This is a genomic window from Candidatus Falkowbacteria bacterium (assembly GCA_018674305.1).
Taxonomy (GTDB): domain Bacteria; phylum Patescibacteriota; class Patescibacteriia; order UBA11705; family JABHMO01; genus JABMRF01.
In genome coordinates this window covers 237,313-253,644 of sequence record JABHAL010000004.1, presented here as the reverse complement: position 1 = coordinate 253,644, position 16,332 = coordinate 237,313, and the positions used below count along the sequence as shown (strand labels likewise).

General features: G+C 36.8%; 19 protein-coding genes. 12 read left to right on the top strand and 7 right to left on the bottom strand.

Translation table 11 applies throughout. The annotated features are described in order from the left end of the window. The first annotated feature begins 80 nt into the window (after positions 1–80). The 6 genes from HN643_02435 (at position 81) to HN643_02410 (ending at position 4,562) form a co-directional block, all read left to right on the top strand. Positions 81–878 carry a TIGR00282 family metallophosphoesterase gene (locus HN643_02435; protein MBT7500501.1) on the top strand — a complete coding sequence of 266 codons (798 nt, stop codon included), beginning with the start codon at positions 81–83 and terminating at the stop codon, positions 876–878. Positions 879–912: 34 nt separating this feature from the next. Then, positions 913–1,275 (top strand): four helix bundle protein, encoded by a 363-nt coding sequence (locus tag HN643_02430; protein MBT7500500.1) that lies wholly within the window; start codon positions 913–915, stop codon positions 1,273–1,275. 50 nt (positions 1,276–1,325) lie between these two features. After that, positions 1,326–1,682, top strand: coding sequence for an HU family DNA-binding protein (locus HN643_02425; protein ID MBT7500499.1), 357 nt, complete (start codon positions 1,326–1,328; stop codon positions 1,680–1,682). A gap of 148 nt (positions 1,683–1,830) precedes the next feature. Beyond that, a complete protein-coding gene (locus HN643_02420) occupies positions 1,831–2,331 on the top strand; it encodes an Hsp20/alpha crystallin family protein (protein ID MBT7500498.1) in 501 nt (166 codons plus the stop codon). Between the two features lie 68 nt (positions 2,332–2,399). After that, the gene (locus HN643_02415) at positions 2,400–2,618 is read left to right on the top strand and encodes a DUF3006 domain-containing protein (protein MBT7500497.1); all 219 of its coding nucleotides are present in this window, start codon (positions 2,400–2,402) and stop codon (positions 2,616–2,618) included. Continuing rightward, positions 2,619–4,562 (top strand): hypothetical protein, encoded by a 1,944-nt coding sequence (locus HN643_02410; GenBank protein MBT7500496.1) that lies wholly within the window; start codon positions 2,619–2,621, stop codon positions 4,560–4,562. 60 nt (positions 4,563–4,622) lie between these two features. Here the strand turns inward: HN643_02410 and HN643_02405 are convergent, their stop codons facing one another. The 4 genes from HN643_02405 to clpP form a co-directional block, all read right to left on the bottom strand. Next, a complete protein-coding gene (locus tag HN643_02405) occupies positions 4,623–4,973 on the bottom strand; it encodes a hypothetical protein (protein MBT7500495.1) in 351 nt (116 codons plus the stop codon). A 123-nt stretch (positions 4,974–5,096) separates the two neighbouring features. After that, positions 5,097–6,152, bottom strand: coding sequence for a type I glyceraldehyde-3-phosphate dehydrogenase (locus HN643_02400; GenBank protein MBT7500494.1), 1,056 nt, complete (start codon positions 6,150–6,152; stop codon positions 5,097–5,099). Positions 6,153–6,180: 28 nt separating this feature from the next. Beyond that, on the bottom strand, positions 6,181–6,675 hold the full coding sequence (locus tag HN643_02395) for a hypothetical protein (GenBank protein ID MBT7500493.1): 495 nt from the start codon (positions 6,673–6,675) through the stop codon (positions 6,181–6,183). 526 nt (positions 6,676–7,201) lie between these two features. Continuing rightward, positions 7,202–7,774 (bottom strand): ATP-dependent Clp endopeptidase proteolytic subunit ClpP, encoded by a 573-nt coding sequence (gene clpP / locus HN643_02390; GenBank protein ID MBT7500492.1) that lies wholly within the window; start codon positions 7,772–7,774, stop codon positions 7,202–7,204. A 968-nt stretch (positions 7,775–8,742) separates the two neighbouring features. Between clpP and HN643_02385 the strand changes: the two genes are divergently transcribed. The 6 genes from HN643_02385 to HN643_02360 all read left to right on the top strand — a co-directional run bounded on the left by HN643_02385 (position 8,743) and on the right by HN643_02360 (position 15,047). Continuing rightward, positions 8,743–11,205, top strand: a complete 2,463-nt coding sequence (locus HN643_02385; protein ID MBT7500491.1) for a hypothetical protein — start codon at positions 8,743–8,745, stop codon at positions 11,203–11,205. 20 nt (positions 11,206–11,225) lie between these two features. Further along, positions 11,226–11,927 carry a helix-turn-helix domain-containing protein gene (locus tag HN643_02380; GenBank protein MBT7500490.1) on the top strand — a complete coding sequence of 234 codons (702 nt, stop codon included), beginning with the start codon at positions 11,226–11,228 and terminating at the stop codon, positions 11,925–11,927. Between the two features lie 72 nt (positions 11,928–11,999). Beyond that, entirely contained in the window at positions 12,000–13,028 is a 1,029-nt protein-coding gene (gene recA / locus HN643_02375) for a recombinase RecA (GenBank protein MBT7500489.1), read from the top strand. Positions 13,029–13,128: 100 nt separating this feature from the next. Continuing rightward, positions 13,129–13,830, top strand: coding sequence for a hypothetical protein (locus tag HN643_02370; GenBank protein MBT7500488.1), 702 nt, complete (start codon positions 13,129–13,131; stop codon positions 13,828–13,830). Positions 13,831–13,910: 80 nt separating this feature from the next. Then, positions 13,911–14,516, top strand: coding sequence for a hypothetical protein (locus tag HN643_02365; GenBank protein ID MBT7500487.1), 606 nt, complete (start codon positions 13,911–13,913; stop codon positions 14,514–14,516). Positions 14,517–14,570: 54 nt separating this feature from the next. Next, on the top strand, positions 14,571–15,047 hold the full coding sequence (locus HN643_02360) for a hypothetical protein (GenBank protein MBT7500486.1): 477 nt from the start codon (positions 14,571–14,573) through the stop codon (positions 15,045–15,047). A 69-nt stretch (positions 15,048–15,116) separates the two neighbouring features. On the opposite strand, the gene HN643_02355 is transcribed toward HN643_02360, so the two are convergent. From HN643_02355 to efp, 3 genes are all read right to left on the bottom strand, one after another. After that, positions 15,117–15,347 carry a hypothetical protein gene (locus tag HN643_02355; GenBank protein MBT7500485.1) on the bottom strand — a complete coding sequence of 77 codons (231 nt, stop codon included), beginning with the start codon at positions 15,345–15,347 and terminating at the stop codon, positions 15,117–15,119. Positions 15,348–15,388: 41 nt separating this feature from the next. Next, positions 15,389–15,580, bottom strand: a complete 192-nt coding sequence (locus HN643_02350) for a hypothetical protein (protein ID MBT7500484.1) — start codon at positions 15,578–15,580, stop codon at positions 15,389–15,391. Positions 15,581–15,726: 146 nt separating this feature from the next. Next, complete coding sequence (efp, locus tag HN643_02345; protein ID MBT7500483.1) at positions 15,727–16,290, bottom strand: elongation factor P; 564 nt, start codon at positions 16,288–16,290, stop codon at positions 15,727–15,729. Between the last annotated feature and the right edge of the window lie 42 nt (positions 16,291–16,332).

Genomic DNA, 16,332 nt, shown 5'->3' with positions numbered 1-16,332 from the left:
CCACACAACCATTTTTATTGTTGTGTTAATTTAGCAAAGGTGTTATAATCCCTATACGATATTTAGCAAATAAATTTATGATCAAAATTTTATTCTTTGGTGACATCATGGGCAAAATTGGCCGTAAAGGGCTAACCAAGGCTTTACCAAAGCTAAAGAAAAAATATAAACCTGATTTAGTCATTGCTAATGCAGAAAATTTAGCGCATGGTAAAGGCATTACAGAAAAAACTCTGAAGGAAATGATTTCCGCCGGTGTTGATTTTTTTACTTCTGGAAATCATGTCTTTTCTAATGCTGCTGAGGTTGAGCAAATTCTATCTGAAGGGAAATTACCAATCATTCGACCTGCCAACTACCCTCCAGGTGTACCCGGTGATGGTTATAGAGTAGTTGAAGTTGGGGCATATAAGATTTTAATTGTTAATTTAATGGGACGAGTGTTTTTTCGTGAGCAGTTTGACTGCCCTTTTCGAAAGCTCCAAGAAATATTAGACGAATACAAAGACAGTAACCTAGCAGGTGTCATTGTTGATTTGCATGCGGAAGCTACTTCAGAAAAAAACGCTTTACCAAGATACTTTGACGGACAAATCAGCGCAGTCATTGGAACACACACACATGTACAAACCGCAGACGAACAAATCCTAGAAAAAGGCACGGCCATGATTTCTGATGCTGGTATGGTTGGTCTAAAAAACTCAAGTTTAGGCGTTGGTCTTGATAATGTTATGAAAAACTTTTTAACTCAAACTCCAGCGGTTCACGAGATTCCAGAAACTGGGACTTGCCAAATTGATGGAATTTTTGCTATAATTAAGCCAGAAACAGGACTTGCTGAGTCAATTGAAAGAATTAAAATAAATGTTGAAGTATAGATTCAAGTTGTAGGATTTAAGATTAAAGAACATTATGAGAGTTGAAGATCTAGATGTCTATAAAAAATTATTCACTTTAACACTGGAGATCAATCACCTTACAAAGTCTTTTCCTAAATTTGAACTTTTTGAATTAGGTTCTCAATTAAGACGCTCCTCAAATTCTCCTCCAGCGAATCTAGCTGAAGGGTTTGGAAATAAACATACCAATATATATCTTGAATGCATAAGCAGAGCACAAGGAGAAATTAGAGAGACAAAACATCATTTAAAAATTGCTACGGCTAAAGGTTATCTTACTAAAAAACAACTCTTTTCATATATTCTTAGGTATAATGAATGTTCTAAAATGCTTTATGGCTTAGAAAAGTCACTGATTTTAAAACATAAAAAATAACCTAATTACTTAAACTTAAATCTAAAATCTAACAACTAATAAACGATTCTATGAATAAAGCAGAATTAGCTGGCGTTATTGCTGACAAAGTTGGCGTCACAAAAAAACAAGCTGAAGACATGCTTGAATGTCTTACCAGTACCGTTACAGAAACTATCAAAAGTGGTGGTGAAGTAACATTAACCGGGTTTGGAACTTTTTCCGCTAGAGTTAGAAAAGGTCGTGAAGGTGTAAATCCACAAAATCCATCACAACCAATTACTATTCCTCCAACTAAGGTTGTAAAATTCAAAGCTGGAAAAACTCTAAAAGATGCGCTTAAAGCATCTCAACACGCTGAAGCTCCAGCTGCTCCAGTAGAAGAAACAGTAAATGAACCAGTAGATGAAAGTTCAGATGTAATGTAAACTTTACATAAAACAAAAGAGTCCTCACGTGGGACTCTTTTGTTTTCCTGAGTTTCATTATATAATGAAGTTATACTGTTATATTGTTATATTGCTATATTGTTTAAACAACAGTTTAACAATTTAACAATTTAACAATTTATTTAATATGACTGACGACTTTAATCAAAATTGGTTCAACCACCTAGATGATCTAGAACAACACTATCATCCAGATAAATTTTTTTCTGATGAAATATCTAAACCAACGGACGAAGCAAGTGTCAAGGATCACTATTATGCACCAGCCTTCACTGAAGAAGCGGACATTCCAGAGGAGGCCCAACTTTCAATTGATATTTATCAAGACGAAGATAATCTATATGTAATTACTCCTGTGGCCGGATCACTATCCCAGAGTCTTGATATTCACTTAGACAAAGACATACTGACCATCAAAGGTGAACGCACCAGCGAATATGCAGCTGAAAAACATAATCAATATATATATCAAGAATGTTACTGGGGTAAATTTTCCCGAAGTGTAATTTTACCTTTTCCTGTTCTGGCAGACAAGATTGAAGCCACCCTCAAGGATAATGTTTTAAAAATAAAATTACCAAAAGCTGATGAAACGAAAAAGATCAGCATCAAAGTAAAGGAACATTAAAGCGAAACAAGCAAGACTAGTAAAACAAGTTAAATATCTACTCGTCTCGCTCGTATCGCTATCTAGCTATGAATTACATCAAAGGTACAATTGATCGGATCGAGGAAGATAAAGCTGTTATCAACCTGGGAAATGGCCACAATCTAACCTGGCCTGTCGACAAACTACCCACAAATCACCACGAAGGTGATGCAGTTAGAATTCACATTACCGAAGACGTAGAACAAACCACCATTTCAGAAAATACCGCTGTTAACGTACTTAACGAAATATTAAAGGATGACTAAATGACACTTGATTTAAATAACAAAAAATATCTTAAGTGGCTAGGCATAACCCTGGGCATTATTTTTATAATTGCACTTATTTTATTTGGAACTTCAATGGCCTTGGCTTATAAATACAGTAACCAAATTTATCCAGGTATAAAAATTGATGATGTTAATCTCGGTGGGTTAACCAAAACTCAGGCCACTAATATAATTAAAGGTAAGTTTAAGCAAACCTACAAAGATGGTTTTACTTTTTCATATTTAGACAACACTAAACAAATTGAAAACCTCGATGAAAATATTTTAACCCTGAACTTGGAAAGTTTAATTGACCAGGCTTTTACGGTTGGACATAATGATGCCTATTGGAAAAAATACTTGAAACTATTAGCCTTTCCTATCACTAAAAAATCAATTCCTGTCGACTATCGTTTTGACAAAGAATTATTAAAACAAAACCTACAAACAGAGTTCGCTATTCTGGAGAAACCGGCTCAAAACTCGGAAATTATAATTGAAATTAATGATCCAGAAGAACAACAATACACCCTAGATTTTTCTGAAGCCAAACAGGGCGAAACTTTTAATTTTAATCAAGCAATAAATCAACTCGATCTAGCAATTCAAAATTTTAGTAATCCAGCTATCACCTTAATCCACAGCGTTGATCAACCCCAAATAACCAAGAACGATGCTTTGACACAAAGTGAATTAATCAAAGAGCTTTTGCAATTAGAAAAAATAATTTTCACTTATACTGATAAACAATGGGAAATTGGCTGGGAGGATTTTACTCATTGGCTGGAGTTAGATTTAAATGAACAAGAATTAGTTTCAATTTCCCTAAATCAAGACATGGTTAATGGTCAACTAGAATCAATTGGTCAGGAAATCAACCAACCAGCAATTGATGCTAAATTGCAAATTAAAGCTGGCCGAGTAGCTGAATTTCAAGCAAGTGAAGATGGTCTTGAATTAAACCAAGAAGAGTCGTATAACAAAATTTTGCAAGAAATAATTAAGAATAAAAACCCCAAGATTGAACTAATCGTTGAGGTCACTAATCCCGAGGTAAATGTTGGCAGTACAAATGACTTAGGAATCAAAGAAATGATTGGCTCTGGCTGGTCTGATTTTTCTGGCAGTCCTTCTAACCGACGGCATAATATTGGGATAGGCGCAGCTTCTCTACACGGTGCACTCATTGCGCCAGGTGAAGAGTTTTCTTTAATTGGAATCTTGGGTGATATTGATGGGCAACATGGATACAAACCAGAATTGGTTATCAAAAAAGGCGAAACTATACCTGAGTACGGAGGAGGTCTTTGCCAAGTTGGTACAACAATTTTCCGCTCTGTTTTGCAGTCCGGCTTAAAAATAACTGCTCGCAGAAACCATTCTTACCGCGTTGGTTATTACGAACCGGCCGGCACTGATGCCACCATTTACGATCCCTGGCCAGACTTTAAATTTATCAATGACACAGAACACCACGTCCTAATCCAATCAAAAATATGGGGCAATAATTTAATGTTCGAAATCTGGGGAACTAAAGATGGCAGAAAGGTTAGCTTTGAAGGACAAACGAATGTTGCCAATGTCCGATATCTAAAACCAACTATCTTTAATATAACTAAACCTGGCCCAGCCAAAGAAATAGAAACCACAGATTTAGAACCAGGAGAGAAGAAAAGAACTGAGCATGCGCACAACGGAGCAGATACAGTTTTTTATCATTATATAACTAAACCTGGACAAGAAACTGAGAAAATTACTTACTCCAGTCATTACGTTGCGTGGCAAGAAGTTTTTCTAGTGGGAGTTGATCCGGAGGCTAAAGAAAAGGAAGCCCAGGATATAATTGAAGAGCAAGAAGCTGAGGCCTTAGCTGACGATCCAGAAGTTACGAATGATCCGGAGGAGGAAGAAGCGGAAGAGACGGTAACAACTGAAGAATAAGTAAATTAATTATACAAATATAAAACCCGTTCCGATAATTATCGGAACGGGTTTGTGGTTTTAATAATTCCGCATCTTCAGCAAAGCAGTAACATCTGCCACCAGTTTACGAAAATCATTGTGATGGAGATCTGGAAATTCCTTGCAAGTGGACGGATCAGTTCCAGACCAACGAATCTCAATTTTACCGAACTTGAAATTTGGTTCAAAGCTAGAGCAGTGACCTTCTTCACAAACATCATCACAATCAAAGGTACCGCAATCGCAACGATTGTTTTCCTGATAAAAAAGCCCTTCCCTTTTTAAGACCTTGTGCTCATCATCAGTGGTAAGACCAATTATATCTGCATTGACAAGATGCTTTAGCATTTCGAAAAAAGCCAGCCAATTTTCTCTTGATGTTCTTCTCATGGCAAACCTCCTAGATTGGTGCCGTTAAAGCTGCTCGATTTAAAGCTTACTATTTCCAATTTTATCTGTCAATTGCCAATAATAAAGCTGAGACAATTTTGTCTCAGCTTTTTGGTTTAGCTATCAGTGCTCAACATTGTGTAAGAAAATCAGTTCGCAAAGCTGATATACATAACTCAACTCATTGTCGTACCAAATCTTGATTCGGAAAGTTTTCTCCCAGGTTCTCTTGATCAAGTCTAAACTAACAACTGATGGAGCTGTCATCCCAGATACGTCGATTGACACAAACTGCGGATCATCGATCAGCTCCACAACTCCTTCAAGACCATAACCACAAACACTCTCCAGAAATATAGTCTTCAGCTCCTCGACTGAGATGTCTTCATTTAAAACAACTTCCAGATCAACATAGGAACCAGTTACCAAAGGAACACGCGTAGCTTCGCCTCCAAGTCGACCCTTCAGCTTTGGCAAAATCTTTTCCAACGCCACGGCCGCTCCGGTCGAAGCCGGAATAATGCTAGACATGCAAGCACGATCACGTCGAGGATCTTTTCCCCCCATACCGTCAAACAACTTTTGTCCGTTGGTAACAGCGTGAACTGTGTTCAAATACGCTTTATCAACTCCAAACAATTCTTGAAGTAGGAACAGTACCGGCGCCACACAATTGGTGGTACATGATGCATTGGAAATGATGTTATGCTTTTCAAAATCATCACCATCCGTATTCACACCATTCACGTACATGGGAATGGACTCATCTTTCGTCGGGGCAGTCAGAACAACTCTCTTGGCTCCCGCGATAAAATGAGCATTCAACTGTTCACGTGTAGTAAATCGGCCAGTGGCATCAATAACAATGTTCACTTCCAGTTCCTTCCAAGGCAACTGAGCAGGCTCACTCTCTGAACAAACACTGACATAGTGAACATGCGAACATGAACTGTTCTTAATGGAGAGAGTCGGCCGATCTTTTCCTTCAAGACAGTCGACAAACCCAGGGAATTTACCATAAACCGAATCCCTTTCCAGGCGACGTTGAATATCTTCAATACTCGCCAAATCATTCACCGCGACTACGTCAAAATATTCGCTGTAATCTTCAACCAACATCACAATAGTCTGCCGACCAATTCGACCACAACCATTGACTGCCACTCTCAACCTTTTCATCCTCATCCTCCCTGGTCAACAAAGTTTATCACTTCAGCTCTTGCTCAGCAAAATACTGAATGAAAATAACATACCCCTCGAACATTCCACTTGAAATCTGAACATCTTCAGGATGTAGATCATGCTTGTTTAGAAAATCTACAACTTGATCAATTGGTGATCGGTTTTTATCCTGCTTACTAGAACACAACCTGCCGAATAGCTTACGGTCACCCCGTTTCTGCCTTTTCTTTCTGTGATTGCTGTTCCCCGAATTGCAATGCTGACAATTAATTGCCGGAGCATAAAAGAACAAATAAACGGCATAACAATCACTGAAAACATGACTGCAAACTACATAGTCCCTGGGGCCGACCCCCTGTGAATTTAAAAAATCGACAACCTTTTGTTGTTGAGTCTGCCCACTTACGTCCTTTTCTCGGTAGGACTTTTTATACCAACACTTACAACGAGAAGCTGATGACTTTGCTTTCGCCAGAGTTCCGGGCTTTTCAGTCTTGGAATTTCCATCAGGTCCTGGCATGTCTGTCCTCCATTATTTAAGTTAGATTATAATGAACATCATGATAGTAAAGATTAATATAAATTATAACTTTTGTCAATACAACATTATATTCTTTAAAATAAAAAAACCTCTTTTTATGGACAGACAAGAAATTTTTACTCAGGTCAAATCGAGCCGAAGCCTGATCTTACCTAAAGCAAAAATCCCATGCTTGTCGTGTCTGCCCGTAAAAAGAGACTTTTCATATCAATGTAGCAAAGATTAGGTATCTTTGTCAACTAAGTATAATAGCAAACTTTCAAAACTTTGTCAATAGCCGATAACACTTGCACATTGTTGTCTAAATTTAGCAAAATCGGCATAGAGAGGATTATCCATTTTTTATTTACTTAAACAACTACTTACAGTATAACATTTAAACTCCCTCTTCTCTACCCCTTGACTATCCCGACATTATCCTCAGTTTATACACACAAAAACAGCCTAACAGCTGTTTTTGTTATGTTACGTAATATATGTGTGATATGTGATTCGTGTTACGTGTTTATATAATCTTATCAATCAAACCATACTTTTTCGCTTCTTCTGCTGTCATATAATTATCACGATCAGAATCCTGCTCAACTTTTTCTAATGGTTGACCAGTATGTTTGGCAAGTATCTTATTTAAATTTTCTTTTACCTTGATAATTTCTTCTGCTTGAATTTTTATATCACTTGCCTGTCCTTGCGCGCCACCCATAACCTGATGAATCATTATCTTTGAATTTGGTAAAGAAAATCGTTTTCCTTTAGTTCCTGCTGTCAAAAGTAATGAACCCATACTAGCAGCTAAGCCTACGCAAATTGTAACTACATCCGGTTTTATATACTGCATGGTGTCATAAATTGCTAAGCCAGCACTGACTGAACCGCCAGGTGAATTAACATAAACCTTAATATCTTTTTTGGGATCTTCACTTTCTAAATACAATAACTGTGCAATTACTGAATTGGCCACTTGATCATCAATGGCTGAACCAATGAAAATAATTCTTTCTTTCAATAATCTTGAATAAATATCATAGGCTCTTTCACCATAATGACTTTTTTCAACTACCGTTGGGATTAAATGCATATTTATATGGGATAAAGGGGAGAAAGGAGATAACAATAAACATTTACTGTAATCAACTTGATCGACTTTATGAACTTTTTACTTTATAAACTTTGAACTGATAATCAACTATATTATATTTCATTTTAATTGTCAAGTCAAAAACTACCTTTATTATATATTACTAACGCGAGCATTACTCTAATTTTAGCTAAATATCATTATAACCGCCAGAACCTATTGACAAAATATTAAATATGTGCTATAATGTCCCATTAACATACTTAATAATTTATCTGTAGAATGATGTACGAGGAGAGAGAAAGTAGATGGTCGCTAGCTAAATTGATTAACCTCGATTAAGCTGGCCCATCTCTATCATCAACTATTGGACAAATGAGAATTATTCATTTATTGCTCAACTGTTCCAATTTCCTCTACATCATTTTGCTGATAATTAACTTTCAGAAAATTGATGGGGAGAGAGGCTGGGCTACAAACTTATATAAGAGCTCGTACGCCCCCCCTCATCATTTTTCTGGAAGTTAAATTCTCTTAAGTGAACTTTTCAAATGAGTAGACAAGCCCTGGAGGGATCTCTCTCCTCTTTTCACAACACCATAAATTGATCTTTTTATAATTTCGTTGTGAAATTTGTCTGCTCTTTTGGGAAGTTCCCTCCAATTTCCCAAATTATATGAAGGGGGCAGCTCCGTGTGAGCTGTCCTCCTTTATTTTTAAATGATCAATTGATCAATGCCACAAGTTCCAATTAAACTACAAATATAAATTTTCAAAACTCAAAATAACTTTAGAAATTGTAATTTGCAAATTTGGATTTAATTGATACTTATTATTTGAGTAATTGGTAATTGTTCATGCTGTACATCTACAGCTGTATATGATAAAATAGCTTATAGAAACAAACATAAAAATAAAGAATATAGGGCCAAATCAAAACTTTTGCCCTTAGATTCTAATATAAACAAATGGCTAAACGAAGAAAAAAATCAAAACGTTATCAAGAGGTTGAGTACTATAACTTAAGTCCAGAAACTAAAAAGGGAATTATTATTATATTCCTTTTTATTATTGCCATAATTTGCATTTTAAGTTTTTTAGATTTAGCTGGTAAGGCTGGAGTCTATATTGATTGGGCCTTGGGTATTACCCTTGGTTGGGGTCGCTTTATATTTCCCCTAATTTTAATTGGCCTAGGGTACGCACTAGCAAAACCAAACGAACATCAAGTTACCATTTCAAATTACACTGGCATTGGTATATTTTTTCTAAGTATCCATGGTCTCCTACATCTCAAAGTCCCTTTTGTTAACTCTTTTGAATTATCTTTTAGTGGACTTGGTGGTGGTATCATTGGGTATGCAATTAGTTACCCGTTAGTACTATATTTAGGCTTTTGGGCCGGGCTACTTATTTTAGTAGGACTTTTGCTGGCCAGTATTTTATTAATGTTTAATACAAGTCTAGAAAATTTGTTCGAAAAATCAAACATCTTCAAACAAATCCCAGCTATGCTAGGTAGAAAGTCAAATAGAGACGAAACAGATGACGAAGATGAATATGAAGACGAGGAAGAGGATGAGGATGAATACGAAGACGAAGAAGATGAGTACGAAGAAGAAATTGCACCAACAAAAGTTAGTGATGTAAAGGTAACCGCTCAAAGTTTAACTAACCGTGATAAAACAGCCACACCCGCAGGTATTCGTTCAACAAATATCAAAATTGATTTACCAATGAAACTACTTGATGACCGTAAATCAAAACCAACAAGTGGCGACATCAAAGCTGGGACTGAACGAATTTCCAAGACTTTAGAAAATTTCAATATTCCGGTAGAAATGGACACAGTGCAAGTCGGACCAACCGTTACACAATACACACTAAAACCAGCAGAGGGCATAAAGCTTTCTCGCATTACAACTTTGAGCAATGATTTAGCTTTGGCACTAGCAGCTCACCCTATTCGTATAGAAGCACCAATCCCAGGGAAATCTTTGGTTGGTATTGAAGTGCCAAACCAAAAGCCAGCTGTTGTCAGAATCCGAGAAGTTCTACAATCAAGATCTTTTAAAAATCGTAAAACAAATTTATCGATTGTTCTCGGAAAAGACGTAAGTGGAAAATGCCTGATCGATGATATAACTAGCATGCCTCACCTACTGGTTGCGGGTGCAACCGGGTCTGGAAAAAGTGTTTGTTTAAATGCAATAATAATGAGTTTACTATATCAAAACAATCCAGACATGCTCCGCTTGATTCTGGTTGATCCAAAAAGAGTTGAGTTTCCAGTATATAATGGGATTCCCCATCTACTAACTCCAGTTATTACAGATGTAACCAAAACTGTTTATTCTTTACGTTGGGCTATTAGTGAAATGGATAGGCGTTTTGACATATTAGCTAAAGTAAAAAAACGTAATATTGGATCCTACAATCTATCTTCCAAAGAAAAAATGCCTTACATTGTTATTATTATAGATGAGTTGGCCGATCTAATGGTTGCAGCGGCAGCTGAAGTAGAAGGTTGTATTATCCGTTTAACACAAATGGCAAGAGCTGTTGGCATTCATATGGTAGTTGCCACACAAAGACCATCAGTTGACGTTATTACTGGATTAATTAAAGCTAACATTCCATGTCGTATTGCCTTCAGTGTTGCCTCCTTGATGGATTCACGTACCATACTTGATTCTTCAGGTGCTGAAAAACTAGTTGGAAAAGGAGACCTGCTATTCATGACTCCACAAACCGCAAAGCCAATAAGATTGCAAGGTGCTTTTGTTAGTGATGAAGAAATTAAACGAGTAGTTAATTTCTTGAAAAATGCTTGTGGAGGAGAAGCTGATTATCATGATGCAGTGACTGAAAAACCAAATAGTGGCAGCAGCACCAGTTTTGATTTCAAGGGTGCAGGTGGCAATGATGGAGATGAACTATTTGACGAAGCTAAACATTTGATTCTTGAATCAGGTAAAGCCTCTGCATCTTATTTACAAAGAAGATTACGTATTGGCTATGCAAGAGCAGCTCGTTTAATTGATATGTTAGAAGATTCAGGTATTGTTGGTCCAGCCGATGGCGCCAAGCCACGACAAGTTTTTGGTGACCAAGAAGAAGTTGCAGTGAGCTCTGAGGTTACTCCATTTTCAAGTCAAGAAGATGATATTGAAGACGAAGATGAATATGAAGAAGACGACTCCGCTGATGAGGAGTTTGAAGATGAAGTCGAAAACGAAAGTGCAGATGATGAAGAATTAGAAGATGATGAGAATGAGGAAGAAGATAATCTGTCCTCCGAGGATTTATCGGAGGAGGGTGAATTTGATGAAGACGAATTGGACGAGGACTTTGAAGATGAAGCAAATGATGAAATAGAAGAACCAAAAACAAAGAAAACTCAGAAGTCCAATGCTGATGAAATTTACTAGTTTGTAATTGGCATTATACTATGACCGGTTTTATCAACAAAAAAATTGAAACTATTCAGACGCTAGGAGAGAGATTGGCAAAGCATCGGAAAGAAAAAGGTTTATCACGAGACAAGGCAGCTCGGGCAATTAATATTAATGTTCGTTACCTTAGATATCTAGAAACTAATGCTTACGGGCAAATGCCAGCTGATGTTTATGCCTTGAACATTATTCGTGCTTATGCTGACTTATTAGAATTAAATCCCTCAACTGTAGAAGACTTATACAAAAAAGAAAAAGCACTTTACTCCAAGACTCAAAAGAGAATAAAGCCGATAAAGCTCAGTCGGTCCCAGAAAATGCTCAACCGTTTTCTAAATCCTAAAACTCTGAAATATTCCGTCATAATAATTTTTATCGCAGCAATTTTGCTCTACATCGGAAGCGAGGTTAACACGATAACTTCTTCACCTGAATTAATCATTGCCTCACCTCCCGATAATCTAATCACTCAGACCAGTCAAGTAAAAATCCAAGGGCAAACAGAAAAAGAAGTTCACCTAAGAATTAATGATCGCCCCTTGCTAAGTGATAAGAATGGAAACTTTTCCATAGTTCTCGACTTGCAAAAAGGATTAAATATTATTAAAATATCAGCACAAAAGAAACACAGCAAAGAAAAAGTTGTTTACAAAAAAGTAATTGTAACCGATGAACAACTTACTGAGCCAATACAATAAAAATTTAAGCAATATAATTTATTTAACCATCTTCGATAAACACCCCCATGCTTTGATTATTGAAGAGATAGTATGAAAAAAAAATCAAGTACAACAGAGGAAACCCAAAAACAAAATGCTGCTACCGATGCAATTGCCCAAATTCAAGAAAAATTTGGTGAAGGCGCAATTATGAAACTAGGAGAAGCAGCCACAATGAACGTTGAAGCTATTTCCACTGGCAGTATCTCTCTGAATATTGCTCTAGGTGTTGGTGGCGTACCTCGTGGCCGTATTATTGAAATTTATGGCCCTGAATCTTCAGGAAAGACAACTTTGTCTCAGCACATTGTAGCTGAAGTACAAAAAACAGGTGGCACTGCCGCTTTTATCGACGCAGAACACGCCCTAGATCCTGACTATGCCAAAAAGATCGGTATAGACATTAATGAAATGTTTATTTCTCAGCCCGACACAGGAGAACAGGCATTAGAGATCGTAGAAACTTTAGTCAGGTCAAATGCGATGGACATCATTGTTATTGATTCTGTAGCAGCTTTAACTCCAAAGGCAGAAATCGAAGGCGAGATGGGCGACAGACACATGGGCCTTCAAGCTAGATTAATGAGTCAGGCTCTTCGTAAACTTGCCGCAATTGTTGGAAAAACCAAGACAACTGTGATTTTTATTAATCAAACTCGCCAAAAAATCGGTGTGTTTTTTGGGAATCCAGAAACTACTACTGGTGGTATGGCACTTAAGTTTTACAGTTCTGTTCGAATTGAAGTTCGCCGAGCTGCGCAAATTAAAAAAGCAGAAATGACCATCGGAAACCGAGTGAAATCCAAAGTTGTAAAAAACAAGGTTGCACCACCCTTTCAGACTTGCGAATTTGATATTATGTACAATGAAGGCATCTCAGTTTCAGGTGATGCAATTGATACCGGATTAAAATATGGAGTAGTCAGCAAAGCTGGCAACTCATATTCATATGGTGATGAAAAATTAGGCGTTGGCAGAGAAACTGCCAAACGATATCTTCGTGAAAATAAAAAACTTCTCGATAAAATCAATAAGGAAATTTGGGTTGCTGTTTTAGAAAAAAGAAAAGAAGACCTCTAGAAAAGTAACTAGTAAACCTTAAATAATAAACAATGTATTGATGCAGGTTTATTGTTTAACGTTCCCTCATTCTGCGGGATGAATTATCATCTATTAAAATATGATTTCTCCGGAAGTAAACCAAATTCAAGAAAAATCCCTTCATGCTAACTTCACCGAAGTTCAGCAGGTTCATTTTGATAAGCTGATGGCTAAACTAAAAGAAATTTCCGATGGTCTTGGTTTTGATGAGCTAAAAGAAAAAGCTGAAACCGGAGATAGGGATGCGTTGCAGGTTTTACGCGATTATATTGAAAATAAAGAACAGATAGTCGAATTTATTGAAAACAAGCGAATCCCGTTGGAGCCAGAGGAAAAAACACCCTACCTCACCCGAGAACAAATAGTAGTGGGAAAAAGAGTAATGCTACCCGATGGACAGATGCATGGTGACATTGTTAAAGTTGATGCTCAAGGTTTTGAGGTTCAATTTTCTGGCACCAGAAATCCTACAGCTTATGACTGGGAAGTAAATGATTTTTTAGTAGAGGAATATCATGAACAAACTGAAATAAACGGTATTCGCATAAGTATTGGTTACGATAGTACGTACCAGGATTACACTCTTTATTTTCCCCAACTTGACCCTGATGATAAAGTTCAAGCAATAGGCATTAGTGACCAAGTATTCAGAATTGACGAAAATCCCAAAAATGCCAAAAAAGTATACGACTTTGCGATGAAAGAAGCAGAAACAGTAGCTGATGTTTATGAACTTTACAAGAAAGCTAAAGCTTTTGCAGACACACTAGGGGCGGATTAATAAAATTTATTGTTTTATCTTCACTACAACAAAACCAGAATAATAACGTAATAAAAAATAACGTATACCTAAGATTTAACATGAGAGCACTAGAACAAATCCAAGAACAAGCACTCCATGCTAACTTCACCGATGTTCAGCAACAACATTTCGGTAAATTAATGTCCGAATTGGAAAAAATATCTGGTGGTTTAGGTTTTGCTGAACTTAAAGCGAAAGCTGAAGCGGGCAACAAAGAAGCACTTCAGGTTATGAGAGATTATATTGATAAAAAAGAGCAAATAGTGGTGTTTATTGAGACAAAGCAGTTCCCCAGCAAAGAAATCGCTGTAAATCTGATTGTTGACTACTTTTCAAAGCGACAGCAAGAAGTAGAAGATTCTATGAAAGATCCAAACACAAAGATCACTGGAGGAGACTTTGATATTGCTCGTTGTGAGGCCTACTTGCAACGTGCACGTGAAGAAAAATTTCATGAGGAGTTTAACCTTTCTGGAATGTACGACGGTAAGCCAATGACACTCAGCGAGCCGTCAATTTTTGATTTTTTCGAGAAAATTGCTGACGCCACGAAAGAATACATAAAAGCTTTTAAGGATGATCTAGCATTAGTTGAAAAAAGGAAAAAACTGGGAGAAAAAGCTCAAAAAATTGTAGATGCAATATTGGAAACTGAAAAGAAATAACTTGTTTTAAAACATGGGTCTAAAAAAATTATTAATAAAAAGTAACACCTTTATATGTTTAATAAAAACGAACTGTGTAAGTTTTTGGTAAAAGCAAAAAAATCTACTTATGCAGCTAGTGATTCAGCAGAAAAAACTATTAATGAGGATAAATCAACAACTTTAATTTTCGAATCTGGTGATTGGAAATATCATGACAACTATTTTGGTGGAGAACCTTATGGTGGCCGAGAAGTTGTATTTTTCAAGGGTGAACCTATTTATATAATGGTTTATTACGGGTTGGTTGATGAATCTGTTTCGGATCATAATAAAGTTTACGGAATTTTAATGAATGCTTTGAAACTTATCCCAAAAGACAAACCCTATCGTGGTCCTGAAAAATACGACGAAGATGTTTTATCCTATTCCAATAGCTTCACCGGAGAAGTTGATAATTTTTCTGGCGAAGAAATCATTACAGAAAACGGCAAAGAAATTTATCAAGCCAAATATATAGGTGGTTTTGTTGATCAGAGAAAAGAAGTTTAATAATAATATCTGATATAAAACTATACCATAATAAAAAAAGCCCTCCGATGTTGGAAGGGCCTTTTGTTTTTACTTTGCTCGAGCTTCTAGCTCAGCAACCGTGTACGGCTGTCCATGTCTATAATGCAAAGGATCCGGCGAATTATTGTAAAAGTGTCGCTTGATAAGCCTACCCGGAATAGGCTCACTAGCTTCCACAGTATTAAACAACGCCGTGTCACCAGCTGGACATTCACATGGCAAATCATTGTTGCCGGTTTCGTTTACGCCTGTGTCATTACACTTAGAGCAGTCTACCATTACAACCTCCTCAATTTGAGAATATGGGCATTTTGAGAAAATTATTCTTTCAATTCTGAAGCCTCATCAAGCTTTGGAGCCAAAGCCACTAAACAGAACAAGGCAAAAGGTCCAGTGAATAGACCAAATAACCAACATCCAAAACCATCCCGGTTTTTTCCTTGTGCAATTCCCGCAATAATTAAAGACAAACTAAACCAACTAACAGCTGGCTCAACAATTGACTGTTCCATGTCTTAAGCCTCCTACTGTAAAAGTACAATCATTATCAATTCGGAACACTCCAATTTAGCAAATTAACATTAAATTGTCAATACAAAAAAAACAACCCCATAAATTGGGGTGTTTTTATATTTTCACTTTATAAACTTGTAACTTTCTAACTTTTAACTCTTTCAACATACTGCCCAGTCTCAGTGTTGATTCTAACTTTATCACCTTCCTTAATAAACAAAGGTGCATTCACCTGATAACCGGTTTCTAGAGTAATTGTTTTAGTTGCAGTTCCTGCAGTATCACCCTTAACACCAGGAGGTGCTTCAGTTACTGTTAATTCAGCTTTTGTAGGAATTTCTACAGATACTGCATTGCCCTCAAAATATAAAATTGTAACATCAGCGCCTTCAACTAAAAAGTTAATTGATTCACCAACGTTTTCTTTTTCAATGCTAAACTGTTCGAAGGTTTCATTATTCATAAAATGGACTTCCCCACCTTCTTTGTATAAATACTGAGCTTTACCTCTAGCCAAGTCAGCGGAATCCATTTTATCATTTCCCTGCAAAGTCTTTTCTAGGACTTTTCCGTCGATAAGATTTTTTATTTTGATTGTTTTGATTGAACCACCACGGCCAACTTGTTTTTGAGCTGCTGAAATAACAGTGTAAGGTGCACCATCATGTTTTACAACAGAGCCAAGGCGAACTTGTGAAATATCTAACATAATGAAAAGGGCTAAACAAGGCTATACAAGGTAGCAAGACTC

Bases quoted from the DNA above. Each gene is read 5' to 3' on its own strand.
- HN643_02355 (MBT7500485.1), bottom strand. From the start codon at position 15,347: ATGGTAGACTGCTCTAAGTGTAATGACACAGGCGTAAACGAAACCGGC.
- HN643_02425 (MBT7500499.1), top strand. From the start codon at position 1,326: ATGAATAAAGCAGAATTAGCTGGCGTTATTGCTGACAAAGTTGGCGTC.
- clpP (MBT7500492.1), bottom strand. From the start codon at position 7,774: ATGCATTTAATCCCAACGGTAGTTGAAAAAAGTCATTATGGTGAAAGA.
- HN643_02420 (MBT7500498.1), top strand. From the start codon at position 1,831: ATGACTGACGACTTTAATCAAAATTGGTTCAACCACCTAGATGATCTA.
- HN643_02365 (MBT7500487.1), top strand. From the start codon at position 13,911: ATGAGAGCACTAGAACAAATCCAAGAACAAGCACTCCATGCTAACTTC.
- HN643_02370 (MBT7500488.1), top strand. From the start codon at position 13,129: ATGATTTCTCCGGAAGTAAACCAAATTCAAGAAAAATCCCTTCATGCT.
- HN643_02350 (MBT7500484.1), bottom strand. From the start codon at position 15,580: ATGGAACAGTCAATTGTTGAGCCAGCTGTTAGTTGGTTTAGTTTGTCT.
- HN643_02380 (MBT7500490.1), top strand. From the start codon at position 11,226: ATGACCGGTTTTATCAACAAAAAAATTGAAACTATTCAGACGCTAGGA.
- HN643_02405 (MBT7500495.1), bottom strand. From the start codon at position 4,973: ATGAGAAGAACATCAAGAGAAAATTGGCTGGCTTTTTTCGAAATGCTA.
- recA (MBT7500489.1), top strand. From the start codon at position 12,000: ATGAAAAAAAAATCAAGTACAACAGAGGAAACCCAAAAACAAAATGCT.
- HN643_02410 (MBT7500496.1), top strand. From the start codon at position 2,619: ATGACACTTGATTTAAATAACAAAAAATATCTTAAGTGGCTAGGCATA.
- HN643_02430 (MBT7500500.1), top strand. From the start codon at position 913: ATGAGAGTTGAAGATCTAGATGTCTATAAAAAATTATTCACTTTAACA.
- HN643_02395 (MBT7500493.1), bottom strand. From the start codon at position 6,675: ATGCCAGGACCTGATGGAAATTCCAAGACTGAAAAGCCCGGAACTCTG.
- efp (MBT7500483.1), bottom strand. From the start codon at position 16,290: ATGTTAGATATTTCACAAGTTCGCCTTGGCTCTGTTGTAAAACATGAT.
- HN643_02360 (MBT7500486.1), top strand. From the start codon at position 14,571: ATGTTTAATAAAAACGAACTGTGTAAGTTTTTGGTAAAAGCAAAAAAA.
- HN643_02385 (MBT7500491.1), top strand. From the start codon at position 8,743: ATGGCTAAACGAAGAAAAAAATCAAAACGTTATCAAGAGGTTGAGTAC.
- HN643_02415 (MBT7500497.1), top strand. From the start codon at position 2,400: ATGAATTACATCAAAGGTACAATTGATCGGATCGAGGAAGATAAAGCT.
- HN643_02400 (MBT7500494.1), bottom strand. From the start codon at position 6,152: ATGAAAAGGTTGAGAGTGGCAGTCAATGGTTGTGGTCGAATTGGTCGG.